Source organism: Pseudoalteromonas sp. UCD-33C (assembly GCF_001306895.1).
Lineage (GTDB): Bacteria > Pseudomonadota > Gammaproteobacteria > Enterobacterales > Alteromonadaceae > Pseudoalteromonas.
In genome coordinates, this window is sequence record NZ_LJTB01000002.1 from 147,160 (window position 1) to 168,295 (window position 21,136).

General features: G+C 40.0%; 22 protein-coding genes and 1 pseudogene. 15 read left to right on the forward strand and 8 right to left on the reverse strand.

What is annotated here, in order from left to right; translation table 11 throughout:
* Positions 1-48: 48 nt before the first annotated feature.
* On the reverse strand, positions 49-1,338 hold the full coding sequence (locus tag AOG26_RS03905) for an amidohydrolase (protein WP_054561310.1): 1,290 nt from the start codon (positions 1,336-1,338) through the stop codon (positions 49-51).
* Between the two features lie 109 nt (positions 1,339-1,447).
* Here AOG26_RS03905 and AOG26_RS03910 point away from each other — a divergent pair, with 109 nt between their 5' ends.
* The 6 genes and pseudogenes from AOG26_RS03910 (at position 1,448) to AOG26_RS03935 (ending at position 7,482) form a co-directional block, all read left to right on the forward strand.
* Positions 1,448-2,110, forward strand: a complete 663-nt coding sequence (locus AOG26_RS03910; RefSeq protein WP_054561311.1) for a Crp/Fnr family transcriptional regulator — start codon at positions 1,448-1,450, stop codon at positions 2,108-2,110.
* Between the two features lie 54 nt (positions 2,111-2,164).
* The gene (locus tag AOG26_RS03915; protein WP_054561312.1) at positions 2,165-2,569 is read left to right on the forward strand and encodes a hypothetical protein; all 405 of its coding nucleotides are present in this window, start codon (positions 2,165-2,167) and stop codon (positions 2,567-2,569) included.
* Between the two features lie 104 nt (positions 2,570-2,673).
* Entirely contained in the window at positions 2,674-3,177 is a 504-nt protein-coding gene (locus AOG26_RS03920; protein ID WP_054561313.1) for an Mpo1 family 2-hydroxy fatty acid dioxygenase, read from the forward strand.
* Between the two features lie 21 nt (positions 3,178-3,198).
* A complete protein-coding gene (locus tag AOG26_RS03925) occupies positions 3,199-3,987 on the forward strand; it encodes an SDR family oxidoreductase (protein ID WP_054561314.1) in 789 nt (262 codons plus the stop codon).
* A 178-nt stretch (positions 3,988-4,165) separates the two neighbouring features.
* Positions 4,166-5,167 (forward strand): annotated as a pseudogene (locus tag AOG26_RS03930) (branched-chain amino acid aminotransferase); the annotation flags it as partial.
* A gap of 161 nt (positions 5,168-5,328) precedes the next feature.
* Positions 5,329-7,482, forward strand: coding sequence for a prolyl oligopeptidase family serine peptidase (locus tag AOG26_RS03935; RefSeq protein ID WP_054561316.1), 2,154 nt, complete (start codon positions 5,329-5,331; stop codon positions 7,480-7,482).
* Positions 7,483-7,550: 68 nt separating this feature from the next.
* Here the strand turns inward: AOG26_RS03935 and AOG26_RS03940 are convergent, their stop codons facing one another.
* Both AOG26_RS03940 and AOG26_RS03945 read right to left on the reverse strand, forming a co-directional pair.
* Positions 7,551-8,642, reverse strand: coding sequence for a DUF481 domain-containing protein (locus AOG26_RS03940; protein WP_054561317.1), 1,092 nt, complete (start codon positions 8,640-8,642; stop codon positions 7,551-7,553).
* A gap of 101 nt (positions 8,643-8,743) precedes the next feature.
* Entirely contained in the window at positions 8,744-10,039 is a 1,296-nt protein-coding gene (locus AOG26_RS03945; RefSeq protein ID WP_054561318.1) for an anti-phage deoxyguanosine triphosphatase, read from the reverse strand.
* A 214-nt stretch (positions 10,040-10,253) separates the two neighbouring features.
* Between AOG26_RS03945 and AOG26_RS03950 the strand changes: the two genes are divergently transcribed.
* The 9 genes from AOG26_RS03950 (at position 10,254) to ttcA (ending at position 16,081) form a co-directional block, all read left to right on the forward strand.
* Positions 10,254-11,072 (forward strand): glucosaminidase domain-containing protein, encoded by an 819-nt coding sequence (locus tag AOG26_RS03950; RefSeq protein WP_054561319.1) that lies wholly within the window; start codon positions 10,254-10,256, stop codon positions 11,070-11,072.
* Positions 11,065-11,733, forward strand: a complete 669-nt coding sequence (locus tag AOG26_RS03955; RefSeq protein WP_054561320.1) for a DUF2987 domain-containing protein — start codon at positions 11,065-11,067, stop codon at positions 11,731-11,733. Before AOG26_RS03950 ends, AOG26_RS03955 begins: the two co-directional genes overlap by 8 nt.
* A 495-nt stretch (positions 11,734-12,228) precedes the next feature.
* Complete coding sequence (locus AOG26_RS20925; protein ID WP_235575461.1) at positions 12,229-12,465, forward strand: hypothetical protein; 237 nt, start codon at positions 12,229-12,231, stop codon at positions 12,463-12,465.
* A gap of 3 nt (positions 12,466-12,468) precedes the next feature.
* Positions 12,469-13,122, forward strand: a complete 654-nt coding sequence (ppk2, locus tag AOG26_RS03960; protein ID WP_235575462.1) for a polyphosphate kinase 2 — start codon at positions 12,469-12,471, stop codon at positions 13,120-13,122.
* Positions 13,123-13,133: 11 nt separating this feature from the next.
* Positions 13,134-13,448 carry a hypothetical protein gene (locus AOG26_RS03965; RefSeq protein WP_054561321.1) on the forward strand — a complete coding sequence of 105 codons (315 nt, stop codon included), beginning with the start codon at positions 13,134-13,136 and terminating at the stop codon, positions 13,446-13,448.
* 118 nt (positions 13,449-13,566) lie between these two features.
* Positions 13,567-13,989, forward strand: a complete 423-nt coding sequence (locus AOG26_RS03970) for a hypothetical protein (RefSeq protein WP_054561322.1) — start codon at positions 13,567-13,569, stop codon at positions 13,987-13,989.
* Between the two features lies 1 nt (position 13,990).
* Positions 13,991-14,506 (forward strand): demethoxyubiquinone hydroxylase family protein, encoded by a 516-nt coding sequence (locus AOG26_RS03975; RefSeq protein ID WP_054561323.1) that lies wholly within the window; start codon positions 13,991-13,993, stop codon positions 14,504-14,506.
* Positions 14,507-14,529: 23 nt separating this feature from the next.
* Positions 14,530-14,946 carry a hypothetical protein gene (locus tag AOG26_RS03980; RefSeq protein ID WP_054561324.1) on the forward strand — a complete coding sequence of 139 codons (417 nt, stop codon included), beginning with the start codon at positions 14,530-14,532 and terminating at the stop codon, positions 14,944-14,946.
* Positions 14,947-15,187: 241 nt separating this feature from the next.
* The gene (ttcA, locus tag AOG26_RS03985) at positions 15,188-16,081 is read left to right on the forward strand and encodes a tRNA 2-thiocytidine(32) synthetase TtcA (protein WP_054561325.1); all 894 of its coding nucleotides are present in this window, start codon (positions 15,188-15,190) and stop codon (positions 16,079-16,081) included.
* A 48-nt stretch (positions 16,082-16,129) separates the two neighbouring features.
* Here the strand turns inward: ttcA and uspE are convergent, their stop codons facing one another.
* The 5 genes from uspE to AOG26_RS04010 all read right to left on the reverse strand — a co-directional run bounded on the left by uspE (position 16,130) and on the right by AOG26_RS04010 (position 21,132).
* A complete protein-coding gene (gene uspE / locus AOG26_RS03990; protein ID WP_054561326.1) occupies positions 16,130-17,053 on the reverse strand; it encodes a universal stress protein UspE in 924 nt (307 codons plus the stop codon).
* A gap of 102 nt (positions 17,054-17,155) precedes the next feature.
* Entirely contained in the window at positions 17,156-17,890 is a 735-nt protein-coding gene (locus AOG26_RS03995) for an FNR family transcription factor (RefSeq protein WP_054553050.1), read from the reverse strand.
* A 38-nt stretch (positions 17,891-17,928) separates the two neighbouring features.
* Positions 17,929-18,600, reverse strand: coding sequence for a sulfite exporter TauE/SafE family protein (locus tag AOG26_RS04000; protein ID WP_054561327.1), 672 nt, complete (start codon positions 18,598-18,600; stop codon positions 17,929-17,931).
* Entirely contained in the window at positions 18,593-18,760 is a 168-nt protein-coding gene (gene ccoS / locus AOG26_RS04005) for a cbb3-type cytochrome oxidase assembly protein CcoS (RefSeq protein ID WP_054553052.1), read from the reverse strand. The genes AOG26_RS04000 and ccoS overlap by 8 nt, the downstream gene beginning before the upstream one ends.
* Positions 18,757-21,132 (reverse strand): heavy metal translocating P-type ATPase, encoded by a 2,376-nt coding sequence (locus AOG26_RS04010; RefSeq protein ID WP_054561328.1) that lies wholly within the window; start codon positions 21,130-21,132, stop codon positions 18,757-18,759. Before AOG26_RS04010 ends, ccoS begins: the two co-directional genes overlap by 4 nt.
* Positions 21,133-21,136 lie beyond the last annotated feature (4 nt).

Below are 21,136 nucleotides of genomic sequence, written 5' to 3' on the forward strand. Positions count from 1 at the left end.
AGAAAATAGGGCGGGTAGTGATGCCACCCGCCGGTAAGAAAATTTTTATTATTTTAGGTAATCAACCACTAATTGCGTCATTGCATTTACGCCAAGCTGTAAAGCTTTTTCGTCTGCAAAAAAGTGTGGTGAATGGTTACTAGGTGCTGTAACCGCATCTTGACCTTTTGGTGTGACACCTAAGAAAAAGAACATGCCTGGTGTTTCTAAGGCGTAGTAACTAAAGTCTTCGGCACCTGTGATAAGTGGCGTTGTGATCAGGTTTTCTTTGCCAACCACACCAGCTAGAGTTGGTGTCATTTTCTTAGTTAATTCAATATCGTTCACTGTTACTGGATAACCATGATCAATGTGAACATGCGCTTCTGCGCCACCTGATTCAGCTACCATCTCAGCGGTTTTAGCTAAACGTTTTTTAATGTCAGCACGCATTTCTTGGTCAAAGGTACGAATTGTGCCCACCATTTCAACTTGATCAGGGATGATGTTGTTACGCACACCGCCATTAATGGCACCAAATGAAACCACAGAAGGCGCTTTGGTTACATCAACTTGGCGTGAGGCAATGGTTTGTGTTGCCATAATAATTTGTGATGACGCCACAATTGGGTCAACCCCATTCCAAGGGCGAGAACCGTGAGTTTGGCGACCTTTTACTGTAATTGTAAATTTGTCGGCGCTGGCCATTAACGGCCCTTCACGAAAACCAATTTGTCCGGTATTAAGAGAGCTGGTTACGTGTAAACCAAATACGGCTTCTGGCTTTTCTTTAAATAAGCCTTCTTTAAGCATCAGCTCAGCACCGCCTTCTTCGCCATCTGGTGCACCTTCTTCAGCAGGTTGGAAGACAAACAGAATATCACCAGCTAGTTGGTCTTTAATTTTTACTAAAGACTCAGCTGCTGCCATTAAAATAGCCACATGGTTATCATGACCACAGGCATGCATTACGCCAACGGTATTGCCTTTGTACTCTGTTTTTTGAGTTGACGCGAAAGGTAAGTCTACTTGCTCTTTTACAGGTAGTGCATCCATATCTGCACGTAGCGCAATAAGCGGACCTTTTTTGCCCCCTTTAAGTTTGGCAACCACACCGGTATGAGCCACACCTGTTTGAACCTCAAGGCCTAACGAACGTAAATGCTTAGCCACATATTTTGCTGTTTCAAACTCACGGTTACTAAGCTCTGGGTATTGGTGTAAATGACGGCGCCATTTAATGACTTTTTCGCTGACGCTTTTATTGGCAGATTTAAGTTCAGTATTAATATCACTAGCAAATGCAGGGGTAGAAATAGCACTGAGAAGTAGGCTGGTCGAAAGTAGTTTGTTTAACATCCCGTATCCTTTTATTATTTAGATATCCAAACAACCTGTGAAACGCTGAATTCTGCATTTTGAGGTGGCTTGGATATATGCACACTACACCAATGTAAAGGATAAACACTTGAATGAACAAGACCTTTCGGTAATTAACCAAGACAAATGGTTTAAAAATCGCACACAATTATTTAGGGACAAGCTAGTAAAAAATGCTAAATTAATCACCTTAAATGCGGGTGATGCATTGTTTTTGCGTGGTGATGAAAATACCGGTCTGTATTGTGTTATTAATGGCGTGCTTAGAGTTTCTGGGGTTAATAGCCAAGGCAAAGAAGCCGTGCTCAGTTTTGTAACCAGTGCTATGTGGTTTGGTGAAGTTGCTCTGTTTGATGGTGGTAAGCGCACCCACGATGTGTATGCTCAAACTGCGGTACGACTTTTACACGTACCTGAGCGGGCTTTAAGCCAGTTATTACAAGAAAGCCCTGCATATTGGCATGATTTTGGGCTTCTGCTTACCAATAAAGTGCGAAACCTGTTTGACTCATTAGAAGATCACGCACTCCTTACAGCAAAGCAAAAGGTAAGTAAGCGGTTGTGCATGCTTTATCAATCGTCACTCCAAAGCTGTTTGCCGCTTACCCAGCAACAACTTGCCGATATGACCTATTTAACACGGCAAACCATTAATCAAATTTTACAATCCTTGCAAGCGGATTCAATTATTAATCTTAAATATCAAATGATTGAGATTATTGATATAGATAGATTGCAATCTCAATGCTAGCTTGGAACTTAAATTGCTACAAAGTTGTAATCAAGCTTAAATGGAAGACAACTTGTGGCAATTACATTTCATAATCAATATAACCCTTATCACGCTTCGGCTGTTGCTAAGCTGTCGCAAACGGCTCGCACTGAGGGTGTGAAAGCCATGCATACGCCTTCATCTTCAGCACAACAACTTTTACAAAAGCAGTCTGAGCCCAGCTCTTTTTTAGCACAGGCTCAAGAAGCTTTGGTTTATCAGCGGCTCGGGGTTGATAAAGAGAAAATTGATGAAATAAAAGCGCAAATAGAGAAGCTTGCTGAACAAATGCAACAACAAGGTGCCGATACTAAAGCACTGCAAGAAAAAATGAATGAGCTGCAAGCGATGCTCGATGAAGAGTATCAAAAAGGTCGCGAACGCATGGATATGCGACCAGAAGCTGAAAAAGGCAAAGTTATTGATGCGCTGGTTTAATGTGTGAGTTTAAGCTAGCTACTTTAAATGTCGGCTAGTTGACATTCTTGATGGTAAATTTTCTGCTAATCTGAATTTTGAACACAGTTTTGGCAGGAAAAACAATGAAAACATTAAAACAACAACTGACAAATTACGCCCTTTATCACCGTTCTAAACGCAATATTTACACTCACTTTATTGGCATTCCATTAATTGTGTTTGCAATTATTTGTTTATTACAACGCGTCACGCTTATCTCAGAGCCTGCCGTTATCTCTTTAGCAACCGTGGTAATTGCACTCACCTGTCTTTATTACTTAATGCTTAGCTTATCTATGGGGTTAATTATGGCTGTATGCTTAAGTTTGTTAAGCATTGCTGCTGAGCCTGTGGTGTCGCTTTCAACAGAGTTATGGCTAACTGTGAGCATTGGCAGTTTCGTTGTTGGTTGGGTGTTTCAGTTTATTGGTCACTATTTTGAAGGTAAAAAGCCAGCCTTTGTTGATGATTTAATTGGTTTGGTCATAGGCCCGTTATTTGTATTAGCAGAGTTCTTGATTATGCTTGGTTTTTATAAAGATATTGCTGATCATATAGAACAACATGCAGGGCCTAACAAAGCATAACAACAATAATAAGGAACACACATGCAATTAAATGGTAAAACAGTTTGGGTTACTGGGGCATCTTCTGGAATTGGTGAGGCACTTTGTGAGCAATTGGCGGCAAAAGGGGCAACGTTAGTACTGTCTGCCCGCAATGAGGAAAAACTCAACGCTCTTAATACAAGGCTCGGTGGTAATCATCATGTGGTCGCTCTTGATTTGGCAAAGCCCGAAGCCTTACTTGAAGATATGCCAGCAGTGATTGAGCGAATTGGCCGCATTGATGTGCTTATCAATAACGGTGGGGTGTCGCAGCGTAGTCTATTTTTAGAAAATGAATTTACTGTTTATCGCCAACTGATGGAAGTAAATTACTTTGGTTTAATTGCTTTAACTAAGGCGGTCGTACCACAGATGGTGAAGCAAGGTATGGGCATGGTGGTATCAATTAGCAGTGTAGCGGGTAAAGTCGGTTCAAAGTTCAGAACTGGGTATTCGGGTTCTAAGTATGCGGTTGTCGGCTTTATGGATTGCTTAAGAGCAGAACTAGCCGACAAAAATGTGAATTGCCTGACTATTTGCCCGGGTTCAATTAAAACAGCCATTGCGCATAATTCGTTAGATGGCCAAGGTAAACCGCAAAATAAGCCAGAGGAATCAATTGAAAACGGTATGGATGTGGCAAAAGCGGCTGCAAAAATGATTAAAGCCATTGAAGCCGAGAAAGATGAAGTTGTTATTGGTGAAGGAATAAGTGGTTTAGCACCGACTATCAAGCGTTTTTTCCCGGGCTTTTTTAATCGCCTCACAGCAAAAATGAACTACAGATAATTTATAGTCATTTGTTAGCGAATGATTCTCAGTAAACAATGCGCAACTTGGGTTGCGCATTTTTTGTACCAAATGGTCGGGTTATTATCACTTTAATCGATAAAAGGCACTAGTTTGCTATGGTTAAACGGGGATGGATTAGCATACAATGGGGTAAAAGTAGTCCAAACAAGAGAGAACAACAATGGCCGCATTTGGTACTGTATTTATGCCACAAATGATCCAAGCACGTTTTGCTGATAACTCATGGAGTGAAAGCGCGCTGGTCCCATCTGATAAAATCGAATTACATGCGGGTGCTCACGTATTACATTACTCAAGCACCTGTTTTGAAGGATTAAAAGCATTTCGTCACGAAGATGGCTCGGTCTATATCTTTCGTATGGATGCTAACATTGCTCGTATGAAACAAAGCTCTAAGTTACTCAACTTACCTGACTTTGACGAAAGCATGCTTGAGCAAATGATCAAAGACATTGTAAAAGAGTACGCAGACGAAACACCAACACCGCCGGGTTCAATGTATATTCGCCCAACTCACATTGGTACAGAAGCGGCAATCGGTAAAGCGGCTGCACCGTCAATGAGTTCCTTGCTTTATGTATTGCTTTCGCCAGTAGGTGATTATTTCTCAGGCGGTGCTACAGCATTACGTGTATTACTTGAAGAAGACGGCATGCGCTGTGCACCACACATGGGTATGGTTAAAAGTGGTGGTAACTATGCAAGTGCATTAGGCCCAATCTTAGACGCTCGCTCAGAGCATCAAGCAGACCAAATTTTATTCTGCCCTGGTGGTGATGTACAAGAAACTGGTGCTGCAAACTTCATTCTAATTGATGGTGATGAGATCATCACAAAAGCACTTGATAGCACATTCTTACACGGTGTGACGCGTAATAGTATTTTAACGATTGCTAAAGATTTAGGTATGACAGTATCTGAGCGTAACTTTACTGTGTCTGAGTTACTAGAAAGAGCCGCTAAACCAGGTACTGAAGCTGCGTTATCAGGTACCGCTGCGGTACTTACCTCGGTTGGCACACTTATTCATAACGACCAAGAGTTTAAAGTGGGGTCGGGTGAACCAGGTGAGAAAGTTGCTAAATTACGCCAAGCATTGAATGATATTCAATGGGGTAAATCAGCAGATACTCATGGCTGGTTAACAAAAGTATAATCGCTGAGCAAATACATGCTTTGAAGAGCCACGTTACTACGTGGCTTTTTTGTTTTTACATTGGTTTACAGCAGTTCCTGTGTTTAACCGCAAATTACTAGACATTCTAATGCTTTAATTTTACTTTCATTTTATTAACAATAACTAAAAGTAAATTTATTATGATCAAGAAAACACTAGCATGTGCAATTGTTGTTGCATTGGCGGGCTGCGGTGAATCTACCCCAACAAAAACAGAACAAACAGTGAAAACTGCAGAGGTTAAAGCTGCTGTGAATTATCCAGAAACTAAAAAAGGCAATGTTGTTGATGAATATTTCGGTGAGAAAGTAGCCGATCCATACCGTTGGTTAGAAGACGATATGAGCGACGAAACTGCCCAGTGGGTTAAAGCCGAAAATGACGTTACCTTTTCTTATCTAAAAAATATTCCGTATCGCGATGAGCTAAAAACTACGCTTGAAAAGTTGATGAACTATGAAAAAGTCACAGCGCCATTTAAAGAGGGTGAGTACACCTACTTTTATAAAAACGATGGTCTGCAAAATCAGTATGTAGTTTATCGTAAAAAAGGCGACTCAGAAGCTGAGGTGTTCTTAGATCCAAATACTTTTAGCGCTGATGGCACAACCTCAATGTCGGGCTTAACATTCACAGAGGACGGCACGCTAGCGGCTTATCAAATCTCTGAAGGCGGCAGTGACTGGCGCAAAATTATCATTATTGATACAGCGACTAAACAACCAATTGAAGAAGCATTAGTCGATGTAAAATTCAGCGGTATCTCTTGGCTTGGCAACGAAGGATTCTATTATTCGAGCTACGATAAGCCAAAGGGTAGTGAGCTGTCTGCAAAAACAGATCAACATAAAGTTTACTACCATAAGTTAGGCACGGCACAAGCAGATGACCAATTAGTTTATGGTGGCACAGAGGCTCAGAAACATCGTTATATTGGTGCTGATGTAACCCGTGATAATCGTTATTTAATTATTGCTGCAAGTACTTCAACTTCAGGTAATAAACTGTTTATCAAAGATTTAACTAAGCCTGACAGCAAGCTAGTGACGATTTTAGATAACACAGACTCAGATACCTCAATTATTGATAATGACGGCTCGAAACTATATTTGGTGACTAACTTAAACGCGCCAAATAAACGTGTTGTAACTGTTGATGCAGCTGATCCAAGCCCAGAAAATTGGCAAGATTTAATCCCAGAAACTGACAATGTGCTTAGCCTTTCAAAAGGCGGTGACTACTTCTTTGCTAAGTATATGGTTGATGCGATTTCGCAAGTAAAACAATACGATAAATCAGGAAAATTAGTACGCGACATCAGCCTGCCAGGTGTGGGAACTGCATATGGCTTTAGCGGTAAGCACGATGCACAAACGCTGTATTACTCATTTACTAATTACACTACACCAGGCAATACCTATTCGTTTGATGTTGAATCAGGTAAGTCTGATGTGTACCGCAAGTCGGGCGCTAAATTTAATAGCGAAGAATATATCTCTGAACAAGTGTTCTATACATCAAAAGATGGCACCAAAGTTCCGATGATTATTTCGTACAAAAAAGGCACCGAACTTAACGGTAAAAATCCGACTATTTTATATGGTTATGGTGGCTTTAACGTAAGCCTAACACCAAGCTACAGCCCTACAATTGCGGCATGGCTTGAGCACGGTGGTGTATATGCTGTTGCTAATATTCGTGGTGGTGGCGAATACGGTAAAGAATGGCATGTAAATGGTACACAGCTTAAGAAACAAAATGTATTTGATGACTTTATTGCTGCGGCTGAGTACTTAAACAAAAAACAATACAGCTCACCTGATTACCTAGCGGTACGTGGTGGCTCAAATGGTGGCTTATTAGTTGGTGCGGTTATGACACAGCGCCCTGAGCTATTTAAAGTTGCGCTTCCTGCTGTAGGTGTTTTAGATATGCTGCGTTATCACACCTTTACAGCGGGTGCTGGTTGGGCGTATGACTACGGTACGAGTGAACAAAGTAAAGAAATGTTCGAGTACTTAAAAGGCTATTCACCAGTTCATAATGTAAAAGAGGGTGTTAGCTACCCAGCAACCTTAGTAACAACAGGGGATCATGATGACCGTGTTGTGCCTGCGCATTCATTTAAGTTTGCAGCAGAGCTACAAGAAAAAGGTGCGAATCAAAATCCGTATCTTATTCGCATTGAAACAAATGCAGGCCATGGTGCAGGAACACCAACAAGTAAGATCATTGATCAATACGCTGATATTTATGGCTTTACCCTATACAACATGGGTGTTAAATCGCTATAAGATATTACTTAACTAAAATGAAAACGCCGAGCTAAGCTCGGCGTTTTTATATCGATTAATTGGGATGTTTATAAATCGATACCCAGCGCGAAAATCATTTTGTAATCTTCTTTTTCTGGTACTACACCGTTTTCATCGGCAATCGGGTCAGCTAAATAGTCCCATACTAATGACATATCAAAATCAATATCATCGGTGATCTCAAACTCAAACGCAGCCATCGCATATTGAGAGTCACCACCTGCATCACTGTTTGCAGTTAGGTAGCGGTAATTAAAGGTAAAATCAATTTTCTTGGTGACCTCTAGCTCGTAATTAGTGCCGACAAAATATGCCCAAGATGAATTTGATTTTTCTTCACCCGTAGCGACAGTATCAAACTCAGTTTTTTGATAAGCAGGGCCTGTCGAGAAGTCCCACTCTGTTTTATCGGTATCCATTACATAGTAACCAACACCGGCACCCACAGTGTACTTGTTAGCGATATTTTGAAACGGATCACGGTAGTACTCAAAGAAGATAGGGCGGTAATACATTTTTTGGGTCTGAAACCAGTCGAAGGTACCGTTAGCGCGAATGTTGTTTTTAGTGACTTGCTCATCGCTGGTGGTGCGATAACCTAAAAACTCTGCGAGGAAACGGCTAGACGCCGTACGGCGCTTGATATCTGCACGAGCCGAATATTCGGTTTGGTCAGTATTACCTTTTGATATATCGGCACCTAGTGATATTTTCACTGTCCATGCACTGAGTTCGCTTTCAACTGAAGGAGCAATAGAGACTAAATCGCGATAACGGTATTTAGCTTCTTGTTCGCCAACTTTCACATAACCACCAGAGATATTTAATGTGCCGCTTAGCTCATTACCATCGTTAAAGCGCACAGTATGGTGGCGATCTGAGATTATCATGTAGACATCTTCGCGATCAATAATTAATGTGTCGAGCACATCACTGTCGAACTCAATCTCTTTATCATACATGGAGACTAGCTCGCCTTTGAGCCATTCGCCCGAATTCAGCCGTACCCAATCGAAATGAGTGGCATCTTTTATGATTATGCCGCGTTCTTCAAGAAGCGGATCAGGAAGTGATTCTGCACTATAGCAAGCAAATGAGCTTGCTACAGCAGCACTAATAAGCAGGTATTTTTTGAGCATTATTTCAATCCATGTTAAATAAAATGCATTCAAGGGGTGAGGTTGTTATTACTATAACCTGTTTAATTTTAGAACAATTTCAACTGCTGTTCAAAAATTACTTAAGCAGATGGCAAAAACAAGCGCTGATAGGTTTTATAAGCATATTCATCACTCATCCCTGATAAGTAGTCACATATTATGCGCATTGCATTATCACCTTGCTGGTGCGCATTTAGCCACATTTCTTGGGTTGTTTCAGGTAATAAGCGCATTGGGTCGCTGGCAAAAGCACTAAATAACTCAATCAACAGGTTTTGCCCTTTAAATTCAACTTGCTGCATCTTTGGCTCGCGAATTAAACGTTTAAAAACAAAATGTTTTAGCACGTTAAGAATTTCGGCAAATTCATCCGGTAGGCTTACTGTGTATTGCAGTATTTCTGATTCGAAATCTGCGTTTTGTACAACTAACTGAGCGTTAATAATAAAGGTGTTAACCAACTCACCAATAGCGTCTTTACGCTCATACTCGTGATGAGAAAAGAGTCTGGCGGTTATCGAGCTCAAATGGGTGGTTAGCCATGCAGAGTCAAGCTCTTGTAATTGTACAAGGGCATGATTTTGCCAATCAGCCAGCGTTAAAACCTCTGTAGCTATGGCATCTTCTAAATCATGTACGGCATAAGCAATATCGTCGGCTAATTCCATAATTGCTGAGTCTATCGATTTGTAATGGGTTTTAGCTCTAAACTCATCAACCTTATAATGACTACTCAGCAGCGCTTTATCGTTATTCGACAGTGGATCAATGATCCAGTCGAAAACATCTTTATCGTCTTTATATAAGCCTTTGGCTGGTCGCCAATGGTCAGCTTTAATAAAGCTACGCTGCTCACTCAAAGGTGGAATGCTGTGCCATAAATCATCAATAAAGGCTGGGTATTTAATAAAACCTAACAAGGTGCGTCTGGTTAAATTCATACCATAGCCATTTGAATAGGGCTCAAGCTTAGACACAATTCTTAATGTTTGGGCGTTACCTTCAAAGCCACCATGCTCGCGCATCATGTAATTTAATGCTATTTCACCACCATGACCAAAAGGAGGGTGGCCAATATCATGAGCAAGACATAGGGTCTCGAGTAGGCTACCGCTCGGAAAATTCGTAAATTCAGGGTGCTGCTTTTTTAGATGACGTAATAAACCACTGCCAATTTGAGCAACTTCTAAAGAATGGGTCAGACGGGTTCTATAAAAATCATTTAAGCCAATACCCATAATCTGGGTTTTAGCCTGCAACCGCCTAAAGGCTGCGGCGTGGATGATTCGAGAGCGGTCAACTTGCCAAGCTGAGCGGTTATCGTTTGGACGATATTTTTGCTGATCAATAATGCGAGCTTGCCAAGATTGGCACATAAAAATAACCTACCTTTTTCTCGTTTGCTTGCTTTTCAGTATACGCAAGCGCTTGAAAATTGCGAGTAAATTGGCGCTAAATCACGCTATTTTGGTAAAGGTTTAGGTAATTTTCTTAGGGCAAATTCGCCAAAAATAGAGGGTTTTGGTATACTTCGCCTTTGTGTGTGCGTGACGTTACCGCACATGAGTAGTAGTTTATATGAGAGAATACATGCTTAATTACGTTTTTCGAGCTTTACTTGCTGCTTTTTTTGCATGGGCGTTGTTATCGCCATTTGTAGATAAAGAAGTAGTAGAAAGTGGGTCTGAACAATCGCAGACAACGCCAAAAGGGACCCAGCGCGTAATCAAAAAAGAAAAGCCATTACATAATGTGAAACTGCCAGATTTTGCAGATTTTACTGATGTGAAAGAAAAGAAACATGCATTTTTTGATTTTATTCGCCCTCATGTTGAGGCCGAAAATAAAAAGATTCTACAGCAGCGTGCGACTCTAGAAATCGCGCGCATGATGCTGGAGTACAATGAGCCACTAAGTAGCAAACAGCAATCAGATATTAAAAAAATACTGAATAGCTACAAGTTGCCTACCACCATAGATACTTTATCGCTTACCCAGGCACTTCGTCGTGTTGATATCATTCCTAAAGAGCTTGCGCTTATGCAAGCAGCTAATGAGTCAGCATGGGGTACGTCACGCTTTGCACGTATTGGCTTAAACTTTTTCGGTCAGTGGTGTTATAAAAAAGGCTGTGGCATGGTTCCTCGTCGCCGTGCTAACGAAGCTGCTCACGAAGTGGCTGCATTTCAATCGGTACGTGCTGCTGTAAACTCTTATTTTAAAAATATTAATACCCATGCGGCGTATAAAGATTTAAGATCAATTCGTGCTGATTTACGTCGCCAGCAAAAGCCAATTGATGCAACTAAGCTAACACAAGGTTTACTGTCTTACTCTGAACGACGTGAAGCGTACATTGAAGAATTGAATAAAATGATAAATCAAAACAGAGCTTACTTTGATGAATAAACTCCTTCCATGGTTAAAAGCAGCAACCATCGCGGTTGCGCTAGGTGCAGTTGCTTCAAAGGCCGCTGCAACAGAATTTGTTGTTGCCTATGATGGCTTTTACGATCGTTTGAAAGTTGTTAATAAAGGCGAGTTTCAATACGCTCAAGTTAACTTTTATTTGTCTGATATTGCTAGCAACGAAGTATGCACAATTAAATCAGGTAAAATAATTACAGAAAAACAAGAGTTTGACCTAACTTATACAGATAAGGCTCAACTACTTTTACCATTCGATAAGCAGCTTGATACAGATAAAGCCGTAATAGTTGTTCAACCAGAAAATCCAAAACATGAATGCCAATTAAAGTTACAAATTGAAGCAACGGATCTGGCTGATTTTGAACTCAGTAAAGCGAACTTATATACGTTAAATGAAGAATTTGACGAGCTGTTATCTGATTTGTCAGGCTTTTTTGTTAGCAAATTAATGTGGTTTTTACTGCCTGAACAACAAGGTGTTGTACTTAAATTTAACGGCCAAGATGCTATTTCGGCAAATGACGTTAGCTGTAAAGAGCAGCGTTGTTCAATAAAAGTAACAGACGACTGGCAAGACGATAACACAGTGCTTAGCAGTCATGCTGAGCTTATCAGTGCCACACCGTGGATTGTTAAATAGCGACCATATATTGGTAAAGCGTTTTAATATCGACAAAAGGGACCTAATTAGGTCCTTTTTTCGTTGTGAAGCAGATAGTTCTTATGTCTCTTTTTTTAAAGAGTTTCCTCGTTATTTTGGTTTAGCATCAAAATCTGAAATTCATCGTAAGCAGTGCAGTTACTTTGACTGTTTATTTTATCTACATTATTCCCTTTAATTCATATCTTTTCTAACTATTTGTATTGCTGTGCATTTAAGAATTAGCGTGTTTTTAGATCTGAAAACAGTATGAAGATATGCGTTTTTACTGATTGTTTCTTGCTATAGATAAAAGGTTTAATTTTATTTTAGCATCCTTATTTTTACTTAATTATTAAGTGCTAACCTTCTATTTTTAAATGATTTTTCAAGAATTGAAAATATAGATTTAGATCAAGTTACTTAGCAATAACTGGCTTAAAGTAAAACTATAAAGATCTCAATATAGGTAGTTATAGTTTAAAAGGAGTCGTTATGCAGACAGTCAATGTCGAACCTGTATCAGTTAAACAGCAGAAATTAGCCGAAGCCAATGCGAAGCAGGATGTGGTTTTTGATCTAAATGTTAAAAACCCAAGCTTAAAGTGGAATGCTGACGGTAAATACCCATATAAACGCAAAATGGACGTAGTTGAATACGAGCGTCATAAACACGAACTGCAAATCGAGCTTTTAAAAATGCAAGGCTGGGTAAAAGAGACCAACCAGTAAATTGTGATTTTATTTGAAGGTCGAGATGCGGCGGGTAAAGGTGGCACTATTAAGCGCTTTATGGAGCATTTAAACCCTCGTGGGGCGCACGTGGTGGCTTTAGAAAAACCATCTGCAAGAGAGCGTGATCAATGGTACTTTCAGCGTTACATTAACCACCTGCCAACAAAGGGTGAAATTATATTATTTGACCGTTCTTGGTATAACCGAGCCGGTGTTGAGAAGGTAATGGGGTTCTGTGATGATCACGAATATTTAGAGTTTATGCGTCAAACTCCTCAACTTGAACGGATGTTGGTGAATAGCGGTATTAAGCTATTTAAATATTGGTTTTCGGTCAGCAGAGAAGAGCAATTTAGACGCTTTAAATCTCGCCAAAATGATCCACTCAAACAATGGAAGCTAAGCCCAGTTGATATGGCATCACTGGCTAAATGGCATGATTACAGTGATGCCAAAGATGCCATGATGTTTCATACCCATACTAAGGATGCACCTTGGACACAAATTCGCTCTGATGATAAAAAGCGCGGGCGTATCAACTGTATGCGTCATTTCTTAAGCTGTTTGGATTACCCAGAAAAAGATCACGAAATTGTGAATCGTCTCGACCCGCTTATTGTCACAGAACCTACCCGCATGTCTGCATGTCAGTAAAGGAGAATACTATGCAAAATTCACAGTCAGTATTTGAGAAACGTCTTGCTAAGCTCGAAAAAATTCTCGAAAAGAGTAAAAAAGAAGTGGCCAAAACCACTGAAATTGCAAAAGATGCAGCACTTAAAGCACAAGCAGCTGTAGAGTGCGCTAGTGAAGCAGAGAAACTAGCCGAAAATGCTAAAAAGCGCTTGAAAGCAGCAAAAAAGCAATTAAAAGAGGCTAAAGTGTTAAAAATAGCGCAGAAAAATGCGTCGAAAAAGTCGGCAATAAAACGTGCTAAACGAATGGCAAAGAATAAAAAAGCTAAAACTAAAAGCGCTTAAAGTTAACAAAGGGCACAGGGCTCATGTGCCCTTTGTTTTTTATTAAGCGTATAGCTGGACATTTTTACGATTCTCGATATGCTAAACCTTACTTTTTCAGGGACTTAAAAGCATCTTAATGAAAACTTCAGCGCCTATTTTTGTTATTTTACTGCTATGTTCAGCTTGTAGCAGTCATTCACCTATCAACCAAGAAATGCAAACTAAGTTGCAAGGCTCATGGCAGTCTACAAATAGCCCAGTTTGTGAAGCTAATTTTCATACCATAACGTTTAAAAATAAAACATTAGAAATCTCTTATGATGAGCAGGGCTATATTTCCGCGTCTGAAGCGAGAAAAACCTTCGTTTACAATATTCTCTCAGCAGAGAAAAATTTAATCCGTGTGCAGCTTGAAAATGAAACCCGCTTAGATAAAAAGGGCAAGCCTGTGGTTTGGCATCTAAAACCTCTTAGAAATGATAAATACTGTTGGGGCAGAGATGATTGGCCTGACCTTGCTTGTACAGCTTCTCGTTACAAATGCACAGTAAGCAATTAAGATGATCTCAAAAGAAGTCGCTAGGATTGTGCGTGTTGATCATGCAGGTGAATTTGGGGCGATAAGTATTTATAAGGCTCAGTTATTTGTCTCTAAATTTTTATATCCAGATATCTCTGTACAGATTAAAGAAATGCTAAATCATGAAATCGAGCATTTCAAAACGTTTGATTGTTGGTTAAAGGAACATAAAATACGGCATTGCTACGCAATCTGGTTTTGGTCTTTGGGTGGTTATTGTTTAGGTTTGATTACTGCTTTATTTGGACGTAAAGCAATTTGGGTGTGTACAGAAGCCGTTGAATCAACGGTTCTACATCATCTAGAATGGCAATTAAGTTATTTAGAGAACAACAATAAAAGCGCATATCAAGCGGTACTAAGCATTCAACAAGATGAAATTGAACACCAGAACCTAGGCAAAGTGAATGGTACAAGTTCATTTTACTATTCACCAATCAGATTAGTAGTTAAGCACTCCACTAAATTTGCTATTTGGCTTTCTACTAAGTTGTAAAACTAAAAAATAAGGATAATTAAATGAGAGTTTGTTTGCTGATTTTGTTTTCGTTACCATTTATGGTGTGTTCGGCTCAGTCTGAGCCAAATGCAGAATTAGAATTTGAACGGTTCTATAATGCATTGAAAATGGATGAAATTTTTAATGGCCTTGGTGGTGGTAATGTAGAGGTTGATACAAAGCAAATATTAGCAGATACACTAAAAGATTTACCTGAAAGTCAAAAGCAATTGTTGATAAATGCGATGGGGACATCTGTATTGGCAGAGCCAACAGACATGAGTGCCGCCAAGATGGCTTTTAAGCTTAAAATTCTTAGTTTATTAACACCACAAGAGCTCAAAATAGCAGCAGATTTTTATTCAACAAATATTGGTTTAAAAGCACATCGAGCCATAATCGAGGCGGAAGTAGCTGCTTCGAACGTTTTAGATTAATTGTTGTTTCATATAAATTATTTAGTTAATCCAGAAAACACCACTTAACCTGTTATAAATATAAATAACCTGAATCCTTAACCTTTATTCCCAAAGCGCTTTGCTTTACGTGGTATCTCTACGAGATAAGCGCTTTAATTATCCCACGCTAATCATTTCAACTGACTCAAAAAGTCCGTATAATCCACGCCGAACTTTTTACTATGAAACATGGCTTACAAAGCCTGTATGAGCAGAGCAAATGAATCAAACTGATACTAGAAAAGAAACTCTTGAATTTAATAAACTTCAAAAGCGTCTAAGAAGGCATGTTGGTAATGCGATTACTGATTACAACATGATTGAAGACGGTGATGTTGTTATGGCATGTATCAGTGGTGGTAAAGATTCTTTTGCAATGCTAGATATTTTGCTTAATTTACAAAAAGCAGCGCCGATTAAATTTGAAGTGATTGCAGTAAACCTTGATCAGAAACAACCTGGTTTTCCTGAGCACATTTTGCCTGATTACTTTGAAACGCTAAATATCCCGTATTACATCGTTGATAAAGATACTTACTCAGTAGTAAAAGAAAAAGTACCAGAGGGCAAAACTACCTGTGGTCTGTGTTCACGACTTCGTCGCGGCACACTTTATTCATTTGCAGAAAAAATTGGTGCAACTAAACTAGCACTTGGTCATCACATGGATGATATCGTTGAGACAATGTTCTTAAATATGTTTCATGGTTCACGACTAAAAGCGATGCCACCAAAATTGCGCTCTGATGATGAACGTAACGTGGTAATCCGTCCGTTGTCATATTGCCGTGAAAAAGATTTAATTAAATACGCTGAGCACAAAGACTTCCCAATTATTCCTTGTAACTTATGTGGCTCACAAGAAAACCTGCAGCGTCAATCAATCAAAGCCATGTTGACTGAGTGGGATAAGAAAACTCCAGGTCGTGTTGAGAGTATCTTTAAGTCTTTACAAAATGTTAGCCCAAGCCAGCTTGCAGACAGAAACTTATTTGATTTTGAAAATTTACCACTTGATAGAGAAGGCAATCGTGAAAGCTATGACTTTAGCGAGGCGGTGGTCTCATCAACAAACATTGATGAATCATTATTTATTGATGTAACAAATATATAAAAAGAAAAAAGCCCCAAACTGGGGCTTTTTTAATGCATATTTAAAAGGTTATTTAGCAAGTGGGCTCACATAGCCGTCTGGTTTTAGTGCTAAAACATCGCAGTCAAGGCTATCAATAACATGCTCTGCTGTGTTACCGACAAGCGCTGCACTTAAGCCAGTACGTCCAACTGTACCTATCACTACTAATTCGCTGTTGAGGCGTGAAGCCACATCAGGAATAACATCTTCTGGTAAGCCTTCTTCAATGTGACAATGAGCTTTATCAATATCAAACCCTTCAGCTAATGAAAGCGTTGATTCAAAGTGATGTTTTTTAACTGATTCGTTATAAACGCCTGGGTTGAATTCAGGGATTTCAATAGCGATATTAACAGGAGTTGCTGGGTAGGCATTAACTAAGTTAAGCGTTGCGTTGGCCAAATCACAAATGAAACGAGCGTCATTGATAATACGCTTATTAAGTTCAAGGTGTTGTTCATTCTCACTCACTGCGTTCACAGCAGCTAAAATATTGCCTTTTGCCGGCCACTCTTTTTCTTTAACAAGTAAAACTGGAGCAGGGCACTTACGAATGAGGTGCCAGTCAGTTGGCGTGAAAATAACAGACTTAAGTGTATCGTGTTGATGAGTGCCTTTGACAACAAGGTCAAAACCATCGTTGATCACGGTATTGATAATGGCTTCGTAAGGGCGGTTATGCCAAACCACGCAGCTATCAATGGTAAGCTCTGGATAAAGTGCAATTTGTTCATTTAACCATTCTTGGCGGTCTTTTATGACGGCTTCGCGCATTGCTTCACGCTCATCAGCAGAAAGCATTGTGGTCATTTCATAAGAGAAGTCGTAGATACTGAGGAAAGCGGTGATGGTCGCGCCAGATTTTTTGGCTAGATCAATTGAGCGGCTTAAACTATGTTGCTGCTCTTTGGTTGGGTCTATAACTGCTAAAATTCGTTTAATTGCGTCCATGTGCTGCTCCTTAACTGTTCCGCAAAAAGTAGTACTTTGAGTGTAACCTAAATTTAGAACAGTTAAAGGGGCAAACAATATAAAGTTGCGTTAAATCAAACTCTATTTACATTTAATCGCTGCTGTTGCTGCAAGCGCTTGCTGGTCCAAAATGGTGATAAATTTACCTTCAACCTTAATAAAACCTGCTTTTTGGAAGCGGCTTAAAAGGCGGCTAATTGTTTCAACAGTAAGGCCTAAATAATTACCGATTTCACCACGTGTCATGGTTAAACGGAATTCTTTACGTGAGAAGCCACGTTCACCAAAACGCTCTGCAAGATTATAAATAAAACTGGCTAGACGCTCTTCAGCTGACTTTTTATTGAGTAACAATAACATTTCTTGGTCATAGTTAATTTCATTACTCATTAAACGCATAATTTGTTGGCGTAGCTTAGGTAGTTTACCCGCTAATTCGTCTAGAGTATCGAATGGAATTTCACATACCATTGAAGTTTCAAGGGCTTGTGAGAAACTTTGATGAGCCATTTTGTTAATAGCATCGAAACCAACTAAATCACCAGCTAGATGAAAACCAGTAATTTGTTCATCACCTTGTTCTGACAAAGTATAAGACTTAAACGAACCAGAGCGTACTGCATAAATGGCATTTAAGCTTTCGCCAGACTCAAATAAATAATCACCTTTATGCAGTGGTTTCTTACGTTCGATGATTTCATCGAGACGATCCATTTCTTGACCGTTTAATGAAAATGGCAAACATAGCTGGCTGATACTGCAATTATTACAGCTAATTGTGCATAAGCCTTTTGACTTGTTTTGTGAGAAGTCCATACATCAAATCCATTCAAATAAGTTAACAACCAGTAAGATTAATGAATTAGCTTATCGGTTGCTATAATTAATAAGTATATACCGTACCATATTATTACGCTGCCTAGAATAACCCTAGTCCAAACATGGTTGAAAATAGTGTTTATTTTCTGACTGACGAGTCCTACGCTTATCATGGCAGGAAAGGTGCCTAACGCGAAAAATAACATCACACCTGCACCATGTGATGCTGATGGGCTAGTCAGTGCCCAGGTTAGCGCTGAATAAACTAACCCACAGGGCAACCAGCCCCACAAAGCGCCATAGAGCAGGGCCTTTGGGGTAGTGTCAACCGGTAATAAATAACGATTAAGTTTAGCTAAATGCTGCCATACTAGGGTTTTTCCTAGCTTTTCTAGCCACTGTAGGGTTGCTGCTAAACGCATAATGTAAACCCCAACAAGGAGCATAAAAATACCACTCAAAAACGACAACGCTATCGATATAGAAGTATTTTGCGCTGCAAAGCGACTACTAATTCCTGCTACAAGAGCACCGGCAAGCATGTAACTTAGTGCGCGGCCTAGGTTATAAGCAACCGAAAAGCTCACTGCACGGTTTTTGTTGGCGGCAAGTTGTAAACTACTGGCAATGCCACCACACATCGCTAGGCAATGACCACTGCCTAACAAGCCCATTATAAATGCACTAATAAACAGCGGATCAATCATTACTTTTGTTGTGCTGCTCTTTATCGTCTTCGAACAGGATACTGTGGCCCTGTTTGTTTAAATCAGAAAATTGTTCGCTTTTTACAGCCCAAAAGAACACCCCAATGGCAATTAGCACAAATAAAATGGCAATTGGGATAAGCATGTAGATGATACTCATAGTTTTAATAACCTTAATGAGTTGGTAATAACCAAAATGGAGCTTGCAGACATACCAATTACAGCCATCCAAGGAGCAACGAGCCCAAGGGCTGCCAATGGTAAAATCGAACCATTGTAAATAAGTGATAATGCCAAGTTTTGCTTAACAATACGGCGCGTCTTTTTCGAGACAGTAAGCAAATGCTCTATGGCTGTTAGATCACTATTGAGTAATACCACATCGGCACTATTTTTGGAAATATCAGCGCCTGTTTCCATTGCAATAGATAAATGGGCACTGGCAAATACTGGGCTGTCATTCACGCCATCACCCACCATAGCAACAATGGCACCTTTACTTGCAAGTGCTTCGACATGGGTTTGTTTGTCGCGAGGGCTACATGCAGCATGCACGGTATCTAAATTGAGCTGTTTTGCAATTCGCTCACCACTGTTAGAGGCATCGCCCGTTAACATATGGCACTTAATTTGTTGCGAATGAAGTGTAGTAATCAATTTTTCTGCGTTATTACGAAGGCTGTCGGCTAAGTAAAAGCGCGCAATGACTTGTTTATCGATATATAAGGTTGCTTGAGCATCTGCTTTTTCGGTATTAAACCAACCGCTTTTACCTATCGCAAGGTGCTGATCATTGAGTAAAGCGGTAATGCCTTTACCCGGTTCGATAGTCACATTTTCAATAGGGTTCACTGTGTCGTTGAAACCAGCGAATGCATTAGCAATAGGGTGCTCAGAGAAACTTTCAAGTTGCGCTGCTAGTCGTAATGCATCTGCTTCACTGTACTGGCTATTTACTAGCTCAACGCGCTCAATGGTAAAGCGACCTTGCGTTAAAGTACCAGTTTTGTCAAAAGCAATATCGGTTAATTGTGGTAGCGTTTCTAACACGTGGGCTTGTTTTATTAAAATTCCACGCTTAGTAAGGCTGGCTACAGCGCACGTGAGAGCGGTTGGAATTGCTAAGCTAAGCGCACAAGGGCAGGTTGCAACAAGTACAGAAATAGTAACCCAAAAGGCATGCTCGGGATCTATTTGATACCAACCAATTGCTGTTATTGAGGCGAACACTAATAAGCAGGCAACAAACCACTGCGCTACTTTATCTGTTATCTCAACTAATCGCGGGCGCTTGGTTAACGCTGTGTGTTGTAACTTAATAATTTGATTAAGCAGGGTATTTTGACCGATTTTGTTGATCTCAATACTGATCACGCCATCGTGGTTAATCGTTCCTGCGTAAACTTGATGGCTGACAAACTTGTTAACTGGCTGGTGTTCACCCGTCATCATGGCTTCATCAACGGTTGTTTGACCTTTTGTAACAATACCATCAGCAGGAATTGTCTCGCCTGCTTTGATTAATACAATATCACCCAGTTTTAGTTTTTTAGCCGCAATTATCGATTCTTGATTATTTTCATCAATAATACGAGCTGTAAGCGGCAGTAACTTTTGCAAATTAGCGGTAAATTCACTGGCTTTTAAACGAGCTCTAAATTCTAAATATTTACCTAATAACAATAAGAAGGTAAACATACAGATAGATTCAAAATAAACTTCGCCAACCGACATTAATGTGGCATAACAGCTTGCCCCATAAGCACCAAAAATAGCTAATGAGACGGGTAAATCCATATTCAGCTGTTTGGCTTTTAAACCATTAATGGCATTGGTTAAGAATGGCAGGGCACTGTAAAGAATAACTGGAGAAGCAAGCACTAAGCTTATCCAGCGAAAATACTGCTCGAAATTCTCTTCCATGCCAGAGAACATGCCAAAATACATGGCAAAAGCAAACATCATTACTTGCATGGTCATCAGACCGGCAACCCCTAAACGGCGGATATAAGCTTTTGCGGCTTGTTGTTTTTGGCTCGCTTCAAGGTCTGCCTGAAACGGATAGGCTTTATAACCGATTTCGTGTAATGAGGTGATAATTTGGCTAAGCGGTGTAACCGATTTATCCCATTGGATCATGGCACGATTAGTCGAAGTATTTACATCAACACGTTTGATTGCTTTTAAGTTAAGTAGTTGTTTTTCGATTAACCAAGCGCAGGCAGCACAGGTGATGCCTTCAACCGTTAATAGTACTTCTGATAAATCATTAGTGGCTGAAATAAACTCGTCTTGAATATCTTCGTTATCGTAACTTTTAATCAACTCAAGTTGCTCTGGAACAAGTTGTTCAACTTTACCAGAGCGCACAGTTCTAAATTTATAGTAATCGGTCATGCCTTGGGCGACGATATTCTCAGCAACCGTTTGGCAACCAATACAACACATAGGTTGTGCCTTACCGTCTATTTCGACAGTCGCATTAAAGCCTTTTGGCACACTTTCAAGACAATGAAAGCAATTATCGGACATTAGA

Coding starts and splice junctions, on each gene's coding strand:
- AOG26_RS20925 (WP_235575461.1), top strand. CDS start 12,229: ATGCAGACAGTCAATGTCGAACCTGTATCAGTTAAACAGCAGAAATTA.
- AOG26_RS03940 (WP_054561317.1), bottom strand. CDS start 8,642: ATGCTCAAAAAATACCTGCTTATTAGTGCTGCTGTAGCAAGCTCATTT.
- AOG26_RS03980 (WP_054561324.1), top strand. CDS start 14,530: ATGAGAGTTTGTTTGCTGATTTTGTTTTCGTTACCATTTATGGTGTGT.
- AOG26_RS03995 (WP_054553050.1), bottom strand. CDS start 17,890: ATGGACTTCTCACAAAACAAGTCAAAAGGCTTATGCACAATTAGCTGT.
- AOG26_RS03920 (WP_054561313.1), top strand. CDS start 2,674: ATGAAAACATTAAAACAACAACTGACAAATTACGCCCTTTATCACCGT.
- ttcA (WP_054561325.1), top strand. CDS start 15,188: ATGAATCAAACTGATACTAGAAAAGAAACTCTTGAATTTAATAAACTT.
- AOG26_RS03975 (WP_054561323.1), top strand. CDS start 13,991: ATGATCTCAAAAGAAGTCGCTAGGATTGTGCGTGTTGATCATGCAGGT.
- uspE (WP_054561326.1), bottom strand. CDS start 17,053: ATGGACGCAATTAAACGAATTTTAGCAGTTATAGACCCAACCAAAGAG.
- AOG26_RS03935 (WP_054561316.1), top strand. CDS start 5,329: ATGATCAAGAAAACACTAGCATGTGCAATTGTTGTTGCATTGGCGGGC.
- AOG26_RS03970 (WP_054561322.1), top strand. CDS start 13,567: ATGAAAACTTCAGCGCCTATTTTTGTTATTTTACTGCTATGTTCAGCT.
- AOG26_RS03945 (WP_054561318.1), bottom strand. CDS start 10,039: ATGTGCCAATCTTGGCAAGCTCGCATTATTGATCAGCAAAAATATCGT.
- AOG26_RS03925 (WP_054561314.1), top strand. CDS start 3,199: ATGCAATTAAATGGTAAAACAGTTTGGGTTACTGGGGCATCTTCTGGA.
- AOG26_RS03950 (WP_054561319.1), top strand. CDS start 10,254: ATGCTTAATTACGTTTTTCGAGCTTTACTTGCTGCTTTTTTTGCATGG.
- AOG26_RS04010 (WP_054561328.1), bottom strand. CDS start 21,132: ATGTCCGATAATTGCTTTCATTGTCTTGAAAGTGTGCCAAAAGGCTTT.
- ccoS (WP_054553052.1), bottom strand. CDS start 18,760: ATGAGTATCATCTACATGCTTATCCCAATTGCCATTTTATTTGTGCTA.
- AOG26_RS03955 (WP_054561320.1), top strand. CDS start 11,065: ATGAATAAACTCCTTCCATGGTTAAAAGCAGCAACCATCGCGGTTGCG.
- AOG26_RS03905 (WP_054561310.1), bottom strand. CDS start 1,338: ATGTTAAACAAACTACTTTCGACCAGCCTACTTCTCAGTGCTATTTCT.
- AOG26_RS03965 (WP_054561321.1), top strand. CDS start 13,134: ATGCAAAATTCACAGTCAGTATTTGAGAAACGTCTTGCTAAGCTCGAA.
- AOG26_RS04000 (WP_054561327.1), bottom strand. CDS start 18,600: ATGATTGATCCGCTGTTTATTAGTGCATTTATAATGGGCTTGTTAGGC.